Annotated in this window: 23 protein-coding genes; 5 read left to right on the forward strand and 18 right to left on the reverse strand. The window is 62.9% G+C overall.

Annotated features, from left to right (window positions below):
• The first annotated feature begins 7 nt into the window (after positions 1–7).
• A complete protein-coding gene (locus AB3147_RS27875) occupies positions 8–1075 on the forward strand; it encodes a branched-chain amino acid ABC transporter permease (protein WP_367353478.1) in 1068 nt (355 codons plus the stop codon).
• A 59-nt stretch (positions 1076–1134) separates the two neighbouring features.
• Here the strand turns inward: AB3147_RS27875 and AB3147_RS27880 are convergent, their stop codons facing one another.
• From AB3147_RS27880 to AB3147_RS27960, 17 genes are all read right to left on the reverse strand, one after another.
• Entirely contained in the window at positions 1135–1791 is a 657-nt protein-coding gene (locus AB3147_RS27880) for a hypothetical protein (RefSeq protein WP_367353479.1), read from the reverse strand.
• A 106-nt stretch (positions 1792–1897) separates the two neighbouring features.
• On the reverse strand, positions 1898–2179 hold the full coding sequence (rpsQ, locus tag AB3147_RS27885; RefSeq protein WP_006216549.1) for a 30S ribosomal protein S17: 282 nt from the start codon (positions 2177–2179) through the stop codon (positions 1898–1900).
• A gap of 2 nt (positions 2180–2181) precedes the next feature.
• Positions 2182–2373 (reverse strand): 50S ribosomal protein L29, encoded by a 192-nt coding sequence (gene rpmC, locus AB3147_RS27890; protein WP_003806912.1) that lies wholly within the window; start codon positions 2371–2373, stop codon positions 2182–2184.
• 11 nt (positions 2374–2384) lie between these two features.
• On the reverse strand, positions 2385–2801 hold the full coding sequence (gene rplP, locus AB3147_RS27895) for a 50S ribosomal protein L16 (RefSeq protein WP_006389610.1): 417 nt from the start codon (positions 2799–2801) through the stop codon (positions 2385–2387).
• Between the two features lie 2 nt (positions 2802–2803).
• The gene (gene rpsC, locus AB3147_RS27900) at positions 2804–3595 is read right to left on the reverse strand and encodes a 30S ribosomal protein S3 (protein WP_008168950.1); all 792 of its coding nucleotides are present in this window, start codon (positions 3593–3595) and stop codon (positions 2804–2806) included.
• Positions 3596–3604: 9 nt separating this feature from the next.
• Positions 3605–3934, reverse strand: coding sequence for a 50S ribosomal protein L22 (gene rplV, locus AB3147_RS27905; protein ID WP_006227021.1), 330 nt, complete (start codon positions 3932–3934; stop codon positions 3605–3607).
• Positions 3935–3937: 3 nt separating this feature from the next.
• Entirely contained in the window at positions 3938–4213 is a 276-nt protein-coding gene (gene rpsS / locus AB3147_RS27910) for a 30S ribosomal protein S19 (RefSeq protein WP_006216555.1), read from the reverse strand.
• A gap of 12 nt (positions 4214–4225) precedes the next feature.
• On the reverse strand, positions 4226–5053 hold the full coding sequence (gene rplB / locus AB3147_RS27915) for a 50S ribosomal protein L2 (RefSeq protein ID WP_056327037.1): 828 nt from the start codon (positions 5051–5053) through the stop codon (positions 4226–4228).
• Entirely contained in the window at positions 5054–5350 is a 297-nt protein-coding gene (gene rplW, locus AB3147_RS27920) for a 50S ribosomal protein L23 (protein WP_006216557.1), read from the reverse strand.
• On the reverse strand, positions 5347–5967 hold the full coding sequence (gene rplD / locus AB3147_RS27925; RefSeq protein WP_008168948.1) for a 50S ribosomal protein L4: 621 nt from the start codon (positions 5965–5967) through the stop codon (positions 5347–5349). Before rplD ends, rplW begins: the two co-directional genes overlap by 4 nt.
• Before the next feature lie 4 nt (positions 5968–5971).
• On the reverse strand, positions 5972–6661 hold the full coding sequence (rplC, locus tag AB3147_RS27930) for a 50S ribosomal protein L3 (RefSeq protein WP_008168945.1): 690 nt from the start codon (positions 6659–6661) through the stop codon (positions 5972–5974).
• Positions 6662–7074: 413 nt separating this feature from the next.
• Entirely contained in the window at positions 7075–7386 is a 312-nt protein-coding gene (gene rpsJ, locus AB3147_RS27935) for a 30S ribosomal protein S10 (RefSeq protein WP_003806903.1), read from the reverse strand.
• A gap of 74 nt (positions 7387–7460) precedes the next feature.
• Complete coding sequence (gene tuf / locus AB3147_RS27940; RefSeq protein WP_063953628.1) at positions 7461–8651, reverse strand: elongation factor Tu; 1191 nt, start codon at positions 8649–8651, stop codon at positions 7461–7463.
• Between the two features lie 77 nt (positions 8652–8728).
• Complete coding sequence (gene fusA / locus AB3147_RS27945; protein ID WP_175124791.1) at positions 8729–10831, reverse strand: elongation factor G; 2103 nt, start codon at positions 10829–10831, stop codon at positions 8729–8731.
• Between the two features lie 18 nt (positions 10832–10849).
• Positions 10850–11320, reverse strand: a complete 471-nt coding sequence (rpsG, locus tag AB3147_RS27950; protein WP_006389600.1) for a 30S ribosomal protein S7 — start codon at positions 11318–11320, stop codon at positions 10850–10852.
• 166 nt (positions 11321–11486) lie between these two features.
• Positions 11487–11864, reverse strand: a complete 378-nt coding sequence (gene rpsL, locus AB3147_RS27955; RefSeq protein WP_005017264.1) for a 30S ribosomal protein S12 — start codon at positions 11862–11864, stop codon at positions 11487–11489.
• Positions 11865–12372: 508 nt separating this feature from the next.
• Positions 12373–13050, reverse strand: a complete 678-nt coding sequence (locus AB3147_RS27960) for a winged helix-turn-helix domain-containing protein (protein WP_438861014.1) — start codon at positions 13048–13050, stop codon at positions 12373–12375.
• Between the two features lie 282 nt (positions 13051–13332).
• Between AB3147_RS27960 and AB3147_RS27965 the strand changes: the two genes are divergently transcribed.
• The 3 genes from AB3147_RS27965 to AB3147_RS27975 are packed head-to-tail and all read left to right on the forward strand — an operon-like array spanning position 13333 to position 17504.
• Positions 13333–14049, forward strand: a complete 717-nt coding sequence (locus tag AB3147_RS27965; RefSeq protein ID WP_367353480.1) for a response regulator transcription factor — start codon at positions 13333–13335, stop codon at positions 14047–14049.
• Positions 14050–14083: 34 nt separating this feature from the next.
• Positions 14084–15190 (forward strand): FecR domain-containing protein, encoded by a 1107-nt coding sequence (locus AB3147_RS27970; protein WP_367353481.1) that lies wholly within the window; start codon positions 14084–14086, stop codon positions 15188–15190.
• A 10-nt stretch (positions 15191–15200) separates the two neighbouring features.
• Positions 15201–17504, forward strand: coding sequence for a CHASE2 domain-containing protein (locus tag AB3147_RS27975; protein ID WP_218342497.1), 2304 nt, complete (start codon positions 15201–15203; stop codon positions 17502–17504).
• Between the two features lie 10 nt (positions 17505–17514).
• On the opposite strand, the gene AB3147_RS27980 is transcribed toward AB3147_RS27975, so the two are convergent.
• Positions 17515–18795, reverse strand: coding sequence for a serine/threonine-protein kinase (locus AB3147_RS27980; protein WP_367353604.1), 1281 nt, complete (start codon positions 18793–18795; stop codon positions 17515–17517).
• 155 nt (positions 18796–18950) lie between these two features.
• Here AB3147_RS27980 and AB3147_RS27985 point away from each other — a divergent pair, with 155 nt between their 5' ends.
• Positions 18951–19346 (forward strand): TssQ family T6SS-associated lipoprotein, encoded by a 396-nt coding sequence (locus tag AB3147_RS27985; protein WP_367353605.1) that lies wholly within the window; start codon positions 18951–18953, stop codon positions 19344–19346.
• Positions 19347–19456: the final 110 nt, after the last annotated feature.

Raw genomic sequence — 19456 nt, forward strand, 5'->3', positions numbered from 1 at the left:
CGCCGACATGTCGTTTCGCCTGCTTTCCGGCGATCCTCCGCGCAGCGCGATCCTGGCGCTGCTGCTCATGGCAATCGTGGCCGCGCTGGCCGCAGCGCCCTTCCTGTTTCCCGGCCCCAAGGCATTGGCCGTCGCGGCGAAGATCCTCGTCTTCATCGTTCTGGTTGCCAGCTACGACCTGCTGCTGGGATACACGGGCATCGTCAGCTTCGCGCACACCATGTTCTTTGGCATCGGCGCGTACGGCGTGGCGATCGCCAGCATACGCATGGAACCCGGCTGGACGGCGGTGTTTGCCGGGACCGCGGCCGGACTGGCCGTGTCGCTCGCCTTCGCCTTGCTGATCGGCCTGGCCAGTCTGCGCGTGCGCGCCATTTTCTACGCGATGATCACCTTGGCCGTCGCTGCGGCGTTTCAGACGCTGGTGTCGCAGTTGTCGGAATTGACCGGTGGCGAGGATGGCCTGAACTTCAAGGTTCCGCAGATGTTGCGACCGGCGTTCCGTCCGCTTTCCGAACCCCTGTTTGGCGTCACAGTCGACGGACGGATCATCACTTACTACCTGATCGCGGCGGTCTGCGTGGTGCTCTTCCTGATGTTGATGCGCATCGTGAATTCGCCATTCGGCCGCGTGCTGCAGGCGATTCGCGAGAATCCTTTCCGCGCCGAAGCGATCGGCTACCGCACGGTGCTTTACCGCAGCCTGTCGAACCTGCTTGCGGCGGCGTTCGCGACGCTGGCGGGCGCGCTTTACGCGCTTTGGATGCGCTACAACGGCCCGGACACGACGTTGTCGTTCGAGATCATGCTCAACATCCTGCTGATGGTCGTGATCGGCGGAATGGGCACCATGTACGGCGCAGTGGTCGGTGCGAGCCTGTTCGTGTTCGCGCAGAGCTATCTGCAGGACGGCTTGCATGCCGTGCATGAGGTCGTGGCGGGCATCCCCCCGCTGGCCCTGCTGTTCGAGCCGGACCGCTGGCTGCTCTGGCTCGGAATTCTGTTCGTGCTGTCGGTGTATTACTTTCCGACTGGCGTCGCCGGACGGCTGCGGGAGTTTGCTCGGCGCCCATAGGCAGTGCCGCGGAACAACATCGAGTTCCGCGCGTCTGTCGTCCGGCCTAAGGCCCTGGGCTAGCGTCCGCTCTGCCTGAGCGCATCGGCACCACGCCTCAACTCATCGACGCGCCGCTGCATGTCGTCCACGCTGCGCTGCGTCTGAGTGCTGGTGCGATTCAGTTGAGAACCCGACGGCGTGGGCATCAAGGGCGGCATGGTCATCTGACCGCCGGGGATCAGCGGAATCATGGCCGGTGGGTGCGGATCCGCATTTGGCGGCGGGGCGTTCAGCACGCGCTCCAATACCTTCAGCTGGTCTCGCTGCGCCTGCAATGCGCGTTCCTGGTCCAGCAAACCCTGCTCGTCTTCGTCTTCGGTACCGAAGATGGCGGCATGATCTTTGGATCTTCCATCCAATTGAACCCGCGGATCCGGCCCGGCATTGAGCAGTTGCTTGCCGAGCGTCGTCGTATCCGTCGGCGGTGGCGTGGAACCGCGCGCCGCAGGCGGTGCACCCTCGGTTGCGTTCGCGCCACGTACGCCGGCAGTGGAGCTTGGCAACATCGGAGCGGGAAACGTGCCGGCAATGGCAGCCTCGCCCGCACCAGGCGCGGCGCTGCCGGCGGACGGCATGGGCGCGCCTCGCTCCTGCGCGAACGCGGCGCCGGCGGCCATTGCCATCAAGCACGCGATGGCGACGGCAAGCCCGGCTGATTTGCGGACGATGACCATGCTTCCCTACAGAATTCCCAAATGCGAGACATAAAAAAACGGCAAGGGTTTTGGCCCTTGCCGTTTTATATCAGAACGGCGAACCGTTCCGAGGTGCAGCTTTCACTTAGATAATACGTGCGGCTTCAACCAGACGCACCACACGCCACGACTTCGAGCGCGAGATGGGACGGCCTTCAGCGATTTCAACCGTATCGCCTTCGTTGTACTGGTTCGATTCATCGTGCGCCTTGTACTTCGCGGAACGCATGATGATCTTGCCAAAGATGGGGTGCTTGACGCGGCGCTCAACCAGAACGACGACAGTCTTGTCCATCTTGTTGCTGACGACCTTGCCAACCAGCGTGCGCTGGCGCTTGGCCACTTGGGTGTTTTGAGTTTCGCTCATCTTTATTTCCCTGCCTTCTCGGTCAGCAAGGTGCGGACGCGAGCGATGTCGCGGCGCACGTTGCGCAGCTGGCTGGTGTTGGCCAGTTGCTGCGTGGCTTTCTGCATGCGCAGACCGAATTGGGCCTTCAGCAGGCTTTCGAGCTCTTTGCCGAGCTCGGCGGCGTCTTTCGAACGGAGTTCGCTAGCTTTCATGTTAGTACTCCTTAAGCACCGATATGACGCGCGACGAACGTGGTCGAAATCGGCAGCTTGGCAGCGGCCAGGCGGAAAGCTTCACGCGCGAGCTCTTCGCTAACCCCTTCCATTTCGTAGAGCACCTTGCCGGGCTGGATTTCAGCAACCCAGTACTCCGGGTTGCCCTTACCGTTACCCATACGGACTTCGGCAGGCTTCTGCGAGATGGGCTTATCCGGGAAAATGCGAATCCAGATACGGCCGCCACGCTTGATGTGACGATTGATGGCGCGACGAGCAGCTTCGATCTGACGGGCGGTCAGACGGCCACGGCCGGTAGCCTTCAGGCCGAACTCGCCGAACGACACGTGGGTGCCACGAGTCGCCAGACCGGTGTTGCGGCCCTTCTGCTCTTTGCGATACTTTCTGCGGGAGGGTTGCAGCATGGTTATTCTCCTTCAGGCGCCGGAGCAGCGTCCGCCTTGCGGGGAGCGCGGCCACGACCACCCGGACGACCGGTGCGAGCACCGTCCGGACGATCACCACGCGGAGCGCGGCGCGGACGACGTTCTTCTTCACGCGGGGCTGCGGTTTCCGGCGGCAATTCGCCGTTGGCCAGCATGTCGCCCTTGTAGACCCAGACCTTGATGCCGATCACGCCGTACGTGGTGTGGGCTTCCGAGGTGCCGTAGTCGATGTTGGCCTTGAGGGTGTGCAGCGGCACACGGCCTTCGCGATACCACTCGGTGCGAGCAATTTCGATACCGTTCAGACGGCCCGAGCTCATGATCTTGATGCCTTGGGCACCCAGACGCATGGCGTTCTGCATCGCGCGCTTCATGGCGCGGCGGAACATGATGCGCTTCTCGAGCTGTTGCGAGATCGAGTCGGCGATCAGTTGAGCATCGGTTTCCGGCTTGCGGATTTCTTCGATGTTGACGTGCACGGGCACGCCCATCAGACGCTGCAGATCAGCCTTCAGGCTTTCGATGTCCTCGCCGCGCTTGCCGATCACCACGCCCGGACGAGCCGAGTAGACGGTGATGCGGGCATTCTTGGCGGGACGCTCGATGATCACGCGACCAACGGAGGCGCTCTTGAGCTTCTTCTTCAGGTACTCGCGAACGCGAATGTCTTCGGCCAGCATCGAGCCGAAGGCCTTGTCGTCGGCGAACCAACGCGAGGACCAATTACGGGTGACCGCGAGACGGAACCCAGTGGGGTGAATTTTCTGACCCATCGTGACTCCTTAAGCTCCGACCTTGACCGTGATGTGGCAGGTCTGCTTCTCGATACGGTTGCCGCGGCCCTTGGCGCGAGCGGAGAAGCGCTTCATCGACTGAGCCTTGTCCACGAAGATCGTGGTGACTTTCAGTTCGTCGATGTCGGCGCCGTCGTTGTGCTCGGCGTTGGCGATGGCGGACTCGACAGCCTTCTTCAGGATGACGGCAGCCTTCTTCGGCGAGAAGGTGAGGATTTCCAGCGCACGGCCGACCTTCTGGCCACGGATCAGGTCCGCAACCAAACGGGTCTTCTGAGCGGAGATGTGAACCCCACGGATAATGGCAGTAGTTTCCATCGCTTACCTCTTCGCCTTCTTGTCCGCGGCGTGACCCTTGAACGTACGGGTCAGCGCGAACTCGCCCAGCTTGTGACCGACCATGTTCTCGTTGATATAAACGGGAACATGCTGCTTGCCGTTGTGCACAGCGATCGTCAGACCGATGAACTCGGGCAGGATCGTGGAACGACGCGACCAGGTCTTGATCGGCTTCTTGTCTTTGCCCGCGACGGCCGTGTCCACCTTTTTGATCAGGTGAGCATCGACAAACGGGCCTTTCTTGATCGAACGTGACATAGTGTTCGCCTCTTACTTGCGCTTGCGCCGTTGGACGATCATATTGTTCGTCCGCTTGTTGCGACGGGTCTTGTAACCCTTCGACGGAGTGCCCCACGGGCTGACCGGCTCGCGTGCTTCACCGGTACGGCCTTCGCCGCCACCGTGCGGGTGATCCACCGGGTTCATGGCAACGCCACGAACGGTCGGGCGGACACCGCGCCAACGCATTGCACCGGCCTTGCCGATTTGGCGCAGGCTGTGTTCTTCGTTACCGACTTCACCGATGGTGGCGCGGCATTCGATGTGCACACGGCGGACTTCACCCGAGCGCAGACGCACCTGAGCGTAGATGCCTTCGCGAGCCAGCAGGACGGCGGAAGCGCCAGCCGAGCGGACCATCTGGGCACCCTTGCCGGGGAGCATTTCGACGCAGTGGATCGTCGTACCGACCGGGATGTTGCGGATCGGCAGCGTGTTGCCAGCGCGGATCGGAGCATCGGTGCCCGACAGCACGGTCGCACCGACTTCCAGGCCACGGGGAGCGATGATGTAACGACGTTCGCCGTCGGCGTAGCACAGCAGAGCGATGTGCGCCGTACGGTTGGGGTCATATTCCAGACGCTCGACCTTTGCCGGGATGCCGTCCTTATCGCGACGGAAGTCGACGATACGGTAGTGCTGCTTGTGACCACCGCCACGATGACGGATCGTGATGTGACCGTTGTTGTTACGGCCAGAACCACGGGTCTTCTTTTCGAGCAGCGGCGCGTAGGGCTCACCCTTGTGCAGGTTCGGGCTGACAACCTTCACCATGCCACGGCGGCCTGCCGAAGTCGGCTTAACTTTTACGAGGGCCATTTACTTCACCTCCGCAAAGTCGATTTCCTGGCCGTCCTTGAGCGAGACGTAAGCCTTGCGCTCATTACGGCGACGGCCAACGAATCGGCCAAAGCGCTTGACTTTGCCCTTACGGTTGAGGACCTGCACGGACTCGACCTGCACCTTGAAGAGCAGTTCGACGGCAGCCTTGATTTCCGGCTTGGTAGCGTCAGCCACGACACGGAAAGCGACTTGCTGATTCTTCTCAGCGACGAACGTGGCCTTTTCGGTCACGATCGGAGCCAGAATGACTTGCATCAAGCGTTCAGCGTTCATCCCAGCATCTCCTCGAGTTGAGCGATGGCCGGCTTGGTGATCAGCACTTTCTTGTAGTGGACCAGCGACAACGGATCGGCATAACGGGGCTCGACAACGGCAACGTGCGGCAGGTTGCGGGTGGCGAGGTAAACATTTTCATCGACGCTGTCGGTGATGATCAGGACCGAGTCCAGGCCCAGGCTCTTCAGCTTTGCAGCGGCAGCCTTGGTCTTGGGCGATTCCAGATCAAACGATTCAACGACGGCGATGCGGTCTTCGCGAGCGAGCTGCGACAGGATCGAACGGATCCCGGCGCGGTACATCTTCTTGTTGACCTTCTGGCTGAAGTTCTCTTCGGGCGAGTTCGGGAAAGTCCGACCACCACCACGCCACAGCGGCGACGAAGTCATACCAGCGCGAGCGCGGCCGGTACCCTTTTGACGCCAGGGCTTCTTGGTGGAGTGCTTGACTTCCGTACGGTCCTTCTGAGCACGATTGCCGGAACGCGCGTTGGCTTGGAAAGCCACGACGATCTGGTGAATCAGCGCTTCGTTGAAGTCACGGCCGAAGATCGTGTCCGGCGCGCTGAACGTAGCAGCGGCCTGACCTTGGTCGTTCAGGAGCTTGAGATCCATTTACTTACGCTCCCTTCTTGGCCGGGGCCTTGATGGCCGGGCGCACAACGATGTCGGCGCCAGCGTGGCCGGGGACAGCGCCCTTGACCAGCAGCAGGCCGCGCTCAACGTCAACGCGAACGACGTCGAGGTTTTGAACGGTGCGGGTGACGTCACCCAGGTGACCGGCCATGCGCTTACCCGGGAAAATGCGGCCCGGATCTTGTGCTTGACCAATCGAGCCCGGAACGCGGTGCGAACGGGAGTTACCGTGCGACGCGCGCTGCGAACCGAAGTTGTGACGCTTGATGGTACCGGCGAAGCCTTTACCAATGGTCGTGCCCGTGACGTCGACCTGTTGGCCGGCTTCGAACACGGATTCCACGGCGATCACGGAACCGGCCGCAAATTCAGCGGCGCGAGCGGGATCAAGGCGGAATTCTTTGAGGATGCTACCGGCTTCAGCGCCGGCCTTGGCGTAGTGGCCCGTTTGCGGCTGAGCCACACGCGAGGCACGACGAGTGCCATAAGCCACCTGGATGGCGGCGTAGCCGTCGGTTTCCAGCGACTTAACTTGGGTCACGCGGTTGTTGGACACGTCCAGCACGGTCACCGGGATGGATTCACCTTCCTCGGTAAAAATGCGGGTCATGCCGACCTTGCGACCCACCAGCCCCAGCCGGTGAGCGGCGGGCGTGGGTGTCGAATTCGACATCGTTTTCTCCATTCCCGACTGCGATTGGTCGGGGCTAATCAGGCAAAAGGTAACGGCCTTTGCCCTACGACTATGTTCAACCTGGACTAGGCGCAGCGCCCTCAAACAGCAAGGTGGCCTGGGCTTTGTCCATAGTTAGACTTGCCACAAAATGGCAAGCTTCGCATATTAGCATGTTTTTTCTAAGCGGCACAAGCACTTAGCGGATTCAAGCCATGCCTCGGTGGGCATTTTTGCCACGGTTTGCGCGGCCTGGCGGGCACGCTGCCTTCCAGCGTCGTTTGAGCAGGTAGTGAGCACATGCTTACATGCTGGTCCGGGCCGGAACGCCAAAACAAAATGGCCGCAATCCCGAGGGAGTGCGGCCATTTTTTTTACGAACCTGCCGGCGAAGGTAGCAGGCCCGGAGCGTCTTACTGCAGCGCGATTTCGACGTCGACGCCGGCCGGCAGGTCCAGACGCATCAGGGCGTCAACGGTCTTGTCGGTGGGATCAACGATGTCCATCAGGCGCTGATGGGTACGGATTTCGAACTGGTCACGCGACGTCTTGTTGACGTGCGGCGAACGCAGAACGTCGTAGCGACGGATACGCGTGGGCAGCGGCACCGGACCGCGGACGACAGCGCCCGTGCGCTTGGCGGTGTCGACGATTTCGGCGGCCGATTGATCGATCAGCTTGTAATCGAAGGCTTTCAAGCGGATGCGGATCTTTTGGTTTTTCATGGCGTTTCCTAAAGAACGAGACGCGAGGGCGGGATCACGCCCTCGCTGGTTGGGTGCTGCTTAATAGATCCGAATTACTTCAGGATCTTGGCGACGACGCCGGCGCCGACGGTACGACCGCCTTCACGGATGGCGAAACGCAGACCTTCTTCCATGGCGATCGGGGCCAGCAGCTTGACGGTCATCGTCACGTTGTCGCCCGGCAGAACCATTTCCTTGTCGGCCGGCAGGTCGATCGTGCCGGTCACGTCCGTCGTGCGGAAGTAGAACTGGGGACGATAGCCGTTGAAGAACGGGGTGTGGCGTCCGCCTTCTTCCTTGGACAGGATGTACACCTCGGACGTGAAGTCCGTGTGCGGGGTGATCGAGCCCGGCTTGGCCAGAACTTGACCGCGCTGGACGTCTTCACGCTTGGTGCCGCGCAGCAGGATGCCCACGTTGTCGCCGGCTTGACCTTGGTCCAGCAGCTTGCGGAACATTTCCACGCCCGTGCAGGTCGTCTTGACCGTCGGAACGATACCGACGATTTCGATTTCTTCGCCGACCTTGATGATGCCGCGTTCGATACGGCCGGTCACCACGGTGCCGCGCCCCGAGATCGAGAACACGTCTTCCACGGGCATCAGGAACGCGCCGTCGATGGCACGCTCAGGCGTCGGGATGTACGAATCCAGCGCAGCAGCCAGCGACAGGATGGCCTGTTCGCCCAGTTCGCCCTTGTCGCCTTCCAGCGCCAGCTTGGCCGAACCCTTGACGATCGGGGTGTCGTCGCCCGGGAAGTCGTACTTGGACAGCAGTTCGCGAACTTCCATTTCCACCAGCTCGAGCAGCTCGGCGTCGTCAACCATGTCAGCCTTGTTCAGGAAGACGATGATGTACGGCACGCCAACCTGGCGGCTCAGCAGGATGTGCTCACGCGTTTGCGGCATGGGGCCGTCAGCGGCCGACACGACCAGGATCGCGCCGTCCATCTGGGCGGCGCCCGTGATCATGTTCTTGACGTAGTCAGCGTGGCCCGGGCAGTCAACGTGCGCGTAGTGACGCGTTTCCGTTTCGTACTCGACGTGAGCCGTGTTGATCGTGATGCCGCGGGCCTTTTCTTCAGGAGCTGCATCGATCTGGTCGTAGCCCTTGGCTTCGCCGCCGAACTTGGTCGACAGAACGGTCGTGATCGCCGCCGTCAACGTCGTTTTGCCGTGGTCAACGTGACCAATCGTACCCACGTTCACGTGCGGCTTGGTACGTTCAAACTTGCCTTTTGCCATGATCTCTATCCTTTGACTTTCAAGGAAACTTGATTTCTGCCGGGGCCGTCCGGATGGACGGACCCGGCAAGGGTTATTTACTTGGCCCGAGCGGCGATGACTTCGTCAGCGACGTTCTTGGGAGCCTCGGAGTAATGCTTGAATTCCATCGTGTACGTAGCACGGCCTTGCGTCAGCGAACGCAGGTTCGTGGCGTAACCGAACATCTCGGCCAGGGGCACTTCAGCCTTGATGGTCTTGCCACCGCCAACCATGTCGTCCATGCCTTGGACCATGCCGCGACGCGAGGACAGATCGCCCATCACGGTGCCAGCGTAGTCTTCCGGCGTTTCGACTTCGACGGCCATCATCGGTTCCAGCAGCACGGGGCTAGCCTTGCGCATGCCTTCCTTGAATGCCATCGAACCGGCCATCTTGAACGCGTTTTCGTTCGAGTCGACGTCGTGGTACGAACCGAAGAACAGCGTGACCTTGACGTCCACGACCGGGTAGCCGGCCAGGATGCCCGAAGGCAGCGTTTCCTGGATGCCCTTGTCCACCGCGGGGATGTATTCGCGAGGAACCACACCGCCCTTGATGGCGTCCACGAATTCGTAGCCGCCGCCAGGAGCCAGGGGCTCGACCTTCAGGACAACGTGACCGTACTGACCACGACCGCCCGACTGCTTGACGAACTTGCCTTCGACTTCTTCGCAGACCTTGCGGATGGTTTCGCGGTAGGCCACTTGCGGCTTGCCGACGTTGGCTTCCACGCCGAATTCGCGCTTCATGCGGTCGACCAGAATTTCCAGGTGGAGCTCGCCCATGCCGGAAATGATGGTTTGGCCGGATTCTTCGTCGCTGCGCACGCGGAACGACGGATCTTCCTGAGCCAGACGCGACAGCGCCAGACCCATCTTTTCCTGGTCAGCCTTCGACTTGGGTTCGACGGCCTGCGAAATCACGGGCTCCGGGAAAATCATGCGTTCGAGCAGGATGTGGGAGTCGATGTCGCACAGCGTTTCGCCGGTGGTCACGTCCTTCAGGCCGACCACGGCGGCGATGTCGCCTGCCAACACTTCCTTGATTTCTTCGCGGTTGTTCGCGTGCATCTGCAGAATGCGGCCGATACGTTCCTTCTTGCCCTTGATGGGGTTGTAGACCGTATCGCCCGACTTCAGGACGCCCGAGTACACACGCACGAAGGTCAATTGACCCACGAACGGATCGCTCATCAGCTTGAATGCCAGGGCCGAGAACTTCTCGGTGTCGTCGGCATTGCGCTTGATGGCGTTGCCATCGTCGTCCTGACCGTCGACCGGGGGGATGTCCACGGGCGAAGGCAGGTAGTCGATGACCGCGTCCAGCATGCGCTGCACGCCCTTGTTCTTGAAGGCGGTGCCGCACAGCATCGGCTGGATTTCGCCAGCGATGGTGCGTTGACGGATGGCCAGGTTGATTTCGGCTTCTTCCAAGGAACCCGTTTCCAGGTACTTGTTCATCAGCTCTTCCGACGACTCAGCGGCGGCTTCAACCAGCTTTTCACGCCATTCGTTCGCCAGACCTTCCAGCTCGGCCGGAACGTCCTTGTAGTCGAACTTGGTGCCTTGGCTGGCTTCGTCCCAAATGATCGCCTTCATCTTGACCAGGTCGACCACGCCTTGGAACGTGTCTTCGGCGCCAATGGGAATGACGATCGGCACGGGATTGGCGCGCAGGCGGTTCTTCAGCTGGTCATAGACCTTGAAGAAGTTGGCGCCGGTGCGGTCCATCTTGTTGACGAAGGCCAGACGCGGCACGCCGTACTTGTTGGCTTGACGCCACACGGTTTCGGACTGGGGCTGAACACCGCCCACCGCGCAGTAGACCATGCAAGCACCATCCAGGACGCGCATGGAACGTTCCACCTCGATGGTGAAGTCCACGTGTCCCGGGGTGTCGATGATGTTGATGCGGTGCTCGGGGTAGTTGCCGGCCATGCCACGCCAAAACGCCGTCGTAGCAGCCGACGTAATGGTGATGCCACGCTCTTGCTCTTGCTCCATCCAGTCCATGGTGGCTGCGCCATCATGCACTTCGCCAATCTTGTGATTGACGCCGGTGTAGAACAGGATACGTTCGGTCGTGGTGGTCTTCCCTGCATCGATGTGCGCAGAGATACCAATGTTGCGATAGCGCTCGATCGGGGTTTTGCGGGCCATGGTGGATTAGTCCTTAAATTACCAGCGGAAATGGCTGAAGGCCTTGTTGGCCTCTGCCATCTTGTGCGTGTCTTCGCGCTTCTTCATCGCGGCGCCACGACCTTCGGAGGCGTCGATCAGTTCGCCAGCAAGACGCAGATCCATCGACTTCTCGCCACGCTTCTTGGCGGCTTCACGGAGCCAACGCATAGCCAGGGCCAGGCGGCGCACGGGGCGCACTTCAACCGGCACTTGGTAGTTGGCACCGCCAACGCGGCGGCTCTTGACTTCGACGATCGGCTTGATGTTGTTGATCGCCAGGCTGAAAACCTCGATCGGCTCTTTGCCGGTCTTGGTGGCGACTTGCTCGAGGGCGCCGTAAACGATGCGCTCGGCGACGGCCTTCTTGCCGTCCAGCATGACGACGTTCATGAACTTGGCGAGCTCGACGCTGCCGAACTTGGGATCGGGCAGAATCTCGCGCTTGGGTACTTCGCGACGACGGGGCATTGTTGCTTCCTTGTGTCTGTTCAGTTGAACCGTGTTTCGTTACACGGCCATGGCCGTCCATTGGGACGACCCCTTACGTGCCGCGCACCTTCCCATCATCTGGACGGCGCGGTCGCACTTCCCGGGTGACGGACTTCCGTCACGTGGGGGTACTGCCGACTTGCTATTAAGCCTTCTTCGGGCGCTTGGCGCCGTACTTCGAGCGGGCTTGCTTACGGTCCTTGACGCCTTGCAGGTCAAGGGAACCGCGCACGATGTGATAACGCACACCGGGCAAGTCCTTCACACGGCCGCCACGCACCAGAACCACCGAGTGCTCTTGCAGGTTGTGGCCTTCACCGCCGATGTACGAAATGACTTCGTAACCGTTGGTCAGACGCACTTTGGCAACCTTACGCAGAGCGGAGTTCGGCTTCTTGGGGGTGGTGGTGTACACGCGAGTGCACACGCCGCGGCGTTGCGGGCAGTTTTCGAGCGCGGGGCTCTTGCTTTTGATGATGCTGACTTCGCGCGGCTTGCGCACGAGTTGGCTAATGGTAGGCATGACCTTTGAAATCCCTTTTACGTACCACTGGTAAGTACTTACGTACTCGTCTCCTGGAGCGGGTGAGCTTTCGGAGAAGGCAGTTCGCGCAAAACCGCCTCAAACGTTCAAATACGTAAAAGAGCGGGCTTGCCAACAAACCATGACAAACGCACAAAATCGGGTGCAGCCAGAAAAACAGTTGGTGCTAGCTGGGCCAAGGACAAAGGTTCGTGACGCGCCTTTGGGCCCTGATCCTGAACTGTCTGCCTGAGCGTGCGGATTTTGCGCGCGAAATAAAGCAGTAAGCCCTTTAGCATAACTGAGATCAAGGGCTACTGTCAAAGTTTTTTGTAAGTGTCGCGCAGCGGCGAGTTGGCGCGAAAAGCGGGGCATTTGAGCGCCGCTGGCGAAAATTGGGGCCACGTAGCGGGCAGATCGAGGACCGGCAAGTGCGGCCGGCCGTGACGCCCTATCCGGGCAATCCCTGCCCTCCGGCATGGATCCGCGGAGTGTACAGCGTGCGCGTTTAGCGGTCTGTAAAAAGATAGCCGCTGCCGTATACCGTGCGGATCGGCAACACCACGCCTGCCTGTTCGGCCTTGCGCCGCAGCCGGCTGACGATAACGTCGATGCTGCGCGCGCTGCTGGCTCGTGCAGCGCCCCCCTCCACCTGCAATTCGTTCCCCAGGGCTTCCCGGTCGACCGCCTTTCCCGCCACGTTCAGCAGGGCGCGAACGATGAGGCGCTCGTTGGCGGACAGCGACAGCGTGACGCCATTCGGGGCGGCCAGCGTCCAGCCCTGGTCGTGGAGCTCCCAGCGGCCGCTGCCGGCGTCCTGCGGCTCGGCGGGATCGGCGGCCGCCGGCAGGCGGCGCGCCAGCGCCAGCAAGATGCAGACGAGTTCCCGAGGATCCTGGGGATCGGGCAGGCAGGCATCGGCGCCGCTCTGCAGGCAGCGCAAGCGGCTGTCCACCGGCATGCCCTTGCCGACAACCACGATGCCCAGCGGTGCGGAGCCATGCAGCCGCGCAATGAGGGCGTAACCGATTTCGCCCGACGCGCCGATGTCCAGAACCACGGCGTCGTGGTGGCCGCTGCTGAGCAGGCCGAACAATTCCAACGAGGTCGAGCACCCGCGAGCCGAGATGCCGGCCTGCAACAGCGTGGACACGGACGAACCGCGCACGGTTTCGTCCGGTGACATCACAAGTATGCGCAATTGATTCATATCTGTTCCGGTCTGCATTCCCTCCCCTTGCACCGCCTGCTGTGCCGCGGCTGGTGACATCGTTGGAACAGTTTGGCTTCGCCCTATGCAACAACTCCAGTCAAGATTCGTCAACTTTGCAATGTTTGACAGTTCTTGCCATAACGTAGCCGCCGAAGGGTTTTCCCGAGTTATCATTCGTTTACATAAATCTCCCCTTCGTTTTGCTAGGTCGCCACACGCGCGCCTGCGCAGCCAACTTTCGCGAGAACTCGTCTAATGAAAATCGCGTCGCTGGAAGACGACCTGGACCAGGCTCGGCGCATCCAGCAAGTTCTGACCGCCGCCGGCTATGCTTGCACCAGCTATCACCAGAGCCGGGATCTGCTCGCCGCCCTTCGCACTGAAACGTATGACCTGGTGCTGCTGGACTGGCACCTGCCCGACATCGACGGCGACGACGTCGTCCGCTGGCTGCGCACACACATCGGCGCGCGCATTCCCGTGATTTTCCTGACCAACCGGTCGGCCGAGGATGATCTGGTCGAAGGCCTGCGTGCAGGCGCGGACGACTACATCGTCAAGCCGATGCGTCCGCTCGAGCTTCTGGCACGGGTCGCGGCGCTGCTGCGCCGCAGCCAGATCGCCGAGTCCGTCGACCAGACCATTGAAGTCGCGCGGTATCGGGTCGACCCCGCGGCGCGCGCCATTTCGCTGGACGACGTCGCGATTTCGCTGGCCCCGAAGGAATTCGAGCTGGCGCTGCTGTTCTTTCGCAATGTCGGCCGGCTCATGTCGCGCGACGTGCTCGCCGAGTGCGTCTGGAACCGCGAAATCCCCGCCACCTCGCGCACGTTGGATACGCACCTGTCGAACATCCGGCAGAAGCTGCAGCTCCGTCCGCAGCACGGCGTGCGCCTGACCTCCTCTTATGCGCTTGGCTACCGGCTCGAACTGGTCAGCCCGTCCGACGACGGCCAGAACCTCTCGCCGTAACGGCGTCGCCCGAATCCCTGGAGAATCGTTTGCCATGAGCCGCTTCCGCGCGCTTTCTCTGCTTGTCCTGGCTTCCTGCATGATGCTGGCCGCCCCCGCGCACAGCCAGCCCGCCGGCGCATTGGGCGACGACTTCATCCATCGCGTGCGCCAGGGCGAGACGCTGATCGAACTGGCCACGCAGTACACACGCAACCAAGGCAACTGGAACCGGTTGCAGACGCTCAACAAGGTCACCATCCCGGAACTGCTGCCAATCGGGCTGGAACTGCACATCCCGCTGGCGATGATTCCGGTGCGCGACGCGCAGGCGCAGGTCGTGCACGTCAGCGGTCAGGCCAGCCTGAATGGCAAGTCCGTGCAGCCCGGAACGCCCGTGTCCGAAGGCAGCACGCTGGAAACCGCCCCCAACGGTTTCGTCACCCTGCAGCTTGCCGACGGATCGCGGCTCACGTTGCCGTCCAACGGCGCGGTGGACCTCACACGCCTGCGCCAGTTCGAAGGCACTGCGCTGACGGATTCGGTGATCAATGTGCGGCGCGGCAGCGTGGAATCCAGCGTCGCGCCAGCGGGCCAGGGCGTGGGCCGTTTCGAGATCCGCACGCCGGTCGCCGTGACGGGCGTGCGCGGCACGCGATTCCGCGTGCAGAGCAGCGCGCAAGGCGTCCATAGCGAAGTCCTGGAAGGCAGCGTGCGCTTGCAGGCGCACGCGCCCGGCGATTCGCCCGCCAAGCCGGTCGCGGTGGCGCAAGGTTACGGCGCCGCGGTGGGCGCCGACGGCGCCATGTCCGCCCTGCGTCCGCTGCTCGCCGCGCCGCAATTGGGCGATCCGGTACGCGCCGGCGGCACGTGGTCGGTGCCGTTTGCGCCGGTCCAAGGGGCGCAAAGCTATCTGGTTCGCGTCTCGCGCGATGCCGATGGCGCGCTGCCCGTGTCGTCCGCCAGCTTTCCCGCCAACGACATCCGCTTTTCCGCGCCGGGCCCCGGCACGTTCTACGTGTCGGTGCGCGCCGTCGATGCGCTTGGCCTGCACGGGGCTGATTCGGTCCGATCCTTCGAGGGCGCGAACATGTTGATGACGTCGTACGGCCTTGGCGTTGGCAGCGGCTCTGGCGGGCTTGTGACGCTGACCGCGTACTAGGACAGGCGCCATGGCCGCCCCCGCCGACTCGCTCGACCGGTCCTGGCGGTCCGGATTGTGGCTGACGTTGGCGTTGGCGGCGCTGGCCGCTTTCCTGGGCACTTTCAACGGGCTCGGCCGTCTTGATCAGGTCTTCTACGACCGCGCGGTGATGATGACGGGCCGTCCGGCTGATCCGGACATCCTGGTCGTGGCGATCGACGACGCGAGCATCGACGCGCTGGGACGCTGGCCGTGGCGGCGTGCCATCCACGCGGCCTTGCTCGACCGGCTGACGGGCGCGCGGGCTGTGGGGGTGGATCTCATCTTTGCCGAGCCAGACAAGATCAATGCCGCAGACGATGCCATCCTGGCGGACAGCATCCGGCGCAACGCGCACACCGTGCTGCCCGTGGTTCTGGACCGTCTGAAAAACCCGACGGCCATCGGCCTGCCGATCCCCGAATTGGCGCAGGCATCGGCCTCCACCGGCTTCATCAATGCAGTCATCGACCCGGACGGCGTCGTGCGCGAAGCCGCCCTCACCGCGCAATTTGCCGGCGACCGCAGAAATCATCTGGCCATCTCGATGCTCGAGGTCGGCGGCGAAGCTGATCGCGCCCAACGGTTGCTCAAGCGTGCAAACGCCGACGGACGGATCCTGATCCCGTACGCAGGCCCGCCCGGCCACGTGCGGACCGTCTCCTATCTTTCGGTGCTGCGGGGCGATTGGACGCCCGAGGAGCTGCGCGGCAAGTACGTGCTGGTGGGCGCCTGGGCGACGGGCCTGGGCGACGAATATCCGACGCCGGTGTCGCACGACGTCAGCGGCATATCGGGCGTGGAGATCATCGCCAACGTTCTGCAGGCCGCGCGGGACGACATCGCCTTCCAGCGGCCGCCTGCCTGGTGGAGCGCGCTTTTCGCGCTATTGCCGGTGTTGCTCGCCAGCCTGGCCTTGTGGCGCCTGTCGCCCAAGAAGGCGCTGCTGGTCAGCCTTGCGCTGCTGGCCGCCATCCCGCTTGCATCGTGGCTGCTGCTTGCCCAGGCCTATCTGTGGTTTGCACCGACCGCAGCGTTGGCAGGCGTGGCCTTGTGCTATCCGCTCTGGAGCTGGCGCAATCAGGAAGCCGCGCTGCGCTATATGGATACGGAACTGCAACGCCTGCAGCGCGAATACCCCCCGATCCTGAACGAAGCCCGCGTGCAGCTTGCCAATCCCAATGCGTCGCTGGAGAGCCGGGTCGGCGAACTTCGGCGTGCGCTGGCGCGAGTGCGCAACCTGCGGCGGTTCCTGGCTGACGGGCTGGACGGCATGCCGGATGCGACGTTGGTGTTCGACCAGGAAGGCCGCATGCGATTCCGCAACCAGGCCGCCATCCTGTTCTTCCAGCGGCTTGGCATCCGTCCGCCTCGGATCGGCCGGCCGGCAGCGCACCTGCTGGAACATACCCTCGCCGACGAGGCGGCGCGGACACGCGTGGCAGAGGCATTAAGCGGCCGTCCGCCCGCCGACGCCGCCTCGCCTTGGAGCGCGGACGTCGAAGTGCGCGACCGCGCCGGCCGCGACCTGATCCTGAAATGCGCCCCTATCCACACGGCCGAGGGCCAGTTCGCAGGCACGGTCGCCACGCTGACCGACATCTCAAGCATTCGCCAGGCCGAGCGTCAACGCGAAGAAACGCTGCGCTTCATCTCGCACGACATGCGCGCGCCGCAAAGCTCGATCCTTGCGTTGGTGGAGCTATCGCGGGAAGGCGGGCAGCAGGAAGTGCGGCCCGACACGCTCGAGCGCATTGCGATGCTGGCCAATCGCACGCTCACGCTGGTCGATGACTTCGTGCATCTGACACGTGCCGAATCGATGCCGATCAGCACCATCGAGCTGGATCTGGGCAGTTTGCTGCAGGACGCCGTCGACGATCTCTGGCCGTCTGCCAACAAACGCGGCATCGCATTGGAGACCCGGATGCCGCTCCCGGTTGCCTACACCCGCGGCGAACAGACGCTGCTGATACGCGCGCTCTGCAATCTGGTCGACAACGCCATCAAGTACAGCGCCAGCGGCACGCGGATCGAATGCGGCATTGATGAACAGCCCAGCTTCTGGCGCGTGCGCATCAAGGATCAAGGCCAGGGAATCGCGGCCCAGGACGTAGCCCGGTTGTTCGAACCGTTTGCGCGAGTGGGCGTTGAAACGCGGGGGGATGTGGGCGGTGCCGGGTTGGGACTGGCTTTCGTGCACACCGTCGCCAAACGGCATGGCGGGCGCATCGAGGTGCAGAGTGAACCGGGCGTCGGCTCCGAGTTCATCCTGCACCTGCCGAAGGTGTAGTCCGCCTTATTTACTGGAAGGTGTGCGAGATGACCGCCGGCTTGCCCGGCTTGACCTCGAGCGTCATGCGCAACGGCGGCAGGTCGGCGTTGCGCACGACCACCTGGTACTTGCCCGGAATCAGCTTGAGGTCCTTCACGGGCGGGCTGATGCCGCGCGCCACGCCGTTGATCCAGACTTCACCCCATGGACGGATGTCCAGCCGCACGGTGACCGGCACCGGCTTGGGCTTGGGCGCTTCTTCAGTCGCGGCGGGAGGCGCCGGTCCCTGCACTTCGGGGGTTGGCGGCGCCTCGGCGGTACTCGCCGGATTTGACTGCGCCCCCGCGGATGAGGCGGCGGCCGTCGCGGCAGACCCGGCGGCGGCTGGCTGGCCGGATGCGGCGCCGCTGGCCGTCAACGACGGCAGATCCGCAGGCGCCTGGGTGGCCGCTGGCGCCGGCGGTGGCGCGGGCGGCGGAGTCTGCGGCAACGGATGCACGACGGGCGGATTCGGCTGCACGACTTCCGAGCGCGTGATGAGGGCGTTGGGCGTACCCTTGCCCCACTGAAACCACGCGTAGACGCCTGCGCCGATGAGCGCCAGGATCAACAGCCAGAACAGCAACGGTCCCCGCCGGCGGGCGGGCTCGCGCCGTTCCGGCAAACCCGCCATGGGCGCGACCTTGGCCACTTCGTCCAATTCGTCTTCGGGCGCTTCGGGTTCGTCGTAGGCCGCAACGCCCAGCAGGCTGGCCAGCTCTGCCAACGACTGCGGCCGCGCCTTGGTGTCCATCGACATTCCGGCATCGATGACACGCAGGAATTCCTGGCTGTACTTGGGCAGCCCCATGTCCGCCAGCGCTTCGTATTCGTCGTGGGCGCGGCGTTCCGGCGCCGGCGGCGGCCGACTGCCGATCACCAGGGCGTACGCCACCGCGCATAGGGAGTAGATGTCCGACCAGGGGCCGCGCGGCCATTCCATTGAATCGGTGTACAGCTCGAACGGCGCGAAGCCGGCGGCCGGCGTCCGGCTGGAACGGCGCGACCGCGCCACCGCCAGTTCGGGCAGCAGATGCGCGCGCGCGTTCTCGTCCATGCCGACGGTTTCGAGCGAAATGTCGCCACAGATTTCGCCCTGCGCATGCAGTGCGACGAGAGACGGCAGAAGGTCCGAGAGAAGCCGCTTGATGCGCGACTCCGGCACCCCGCCTGCCGCGCTGGCGGCAATGGCGCTCAACGGGCGCAGGGCCAACGGCGCGGCGCCGGAAAAGGGGCCACGCGGCGTCAACAAGCCGGCGGGAGTAGACATCATCGAAGCTGCGCGTGCGCGCCAAAACGGGTTCAGGGGCTATTTAGGCGGAATATTATCCAATCCGCAAGGTCAGGACATTGCCGAAAATGTCCGAGCGCATCAGGCTGTGGCACGATAGCGTACTGCGTCATCACCCTACATCTTTGGAAGCCATGAAAATTCGCATCCTGAGCAGTCTGCTTGGCGTATCGGCCCTCCTGGCCGGTTGCGCGGGCATCTCTAAACCGAAACCCGAGAGCCCTCCGACGGCCGAAGCCCTGGCCGAGCTGCAGCAGGTGCGCGACCAATACAGTGCCGGTCAATATGGCGAAGTCATCCGCGGCGTTGCCCGGTCCGATACCCTGGCCAACTCGTCCAAAGCAGTACGCATAGAGGCCTATAAGCTTCAGGCGTTCAGCTATTGCGTGACGCGTTATACCCAGCTTTGCGAGGACAGCTTCGCGCGTATCCTGGTGCTGGATCCGGCATTTGAACTCGCCCCCGCCGAAGCCGGTCATCCGGTCTGGGGACCGGTCTTCCAGCGCGCCCGCGCGCAGGCCGCCAGGTAGTCCTGCCGCACCCGTTCTTTTCGCAAGCAAAAAGGCCGCTGATTCGCATCAGCGGCCTTTTTTATTTTCAGGCTTCCACCGCAGCCTCGCGGTGGAACCTGTCCAGACGA

It is taken from the genome of Achromobacter animicus (genome assembly GCF_040775605.1).
In the GTDB taxonomy this organism is placed as follows: Bacteria; Pseudomonadota; Gammaproteobacteria; order Burkholderiales; family Burkholderiaceae_B; genus Achromobacter; species Achromobacter animicus.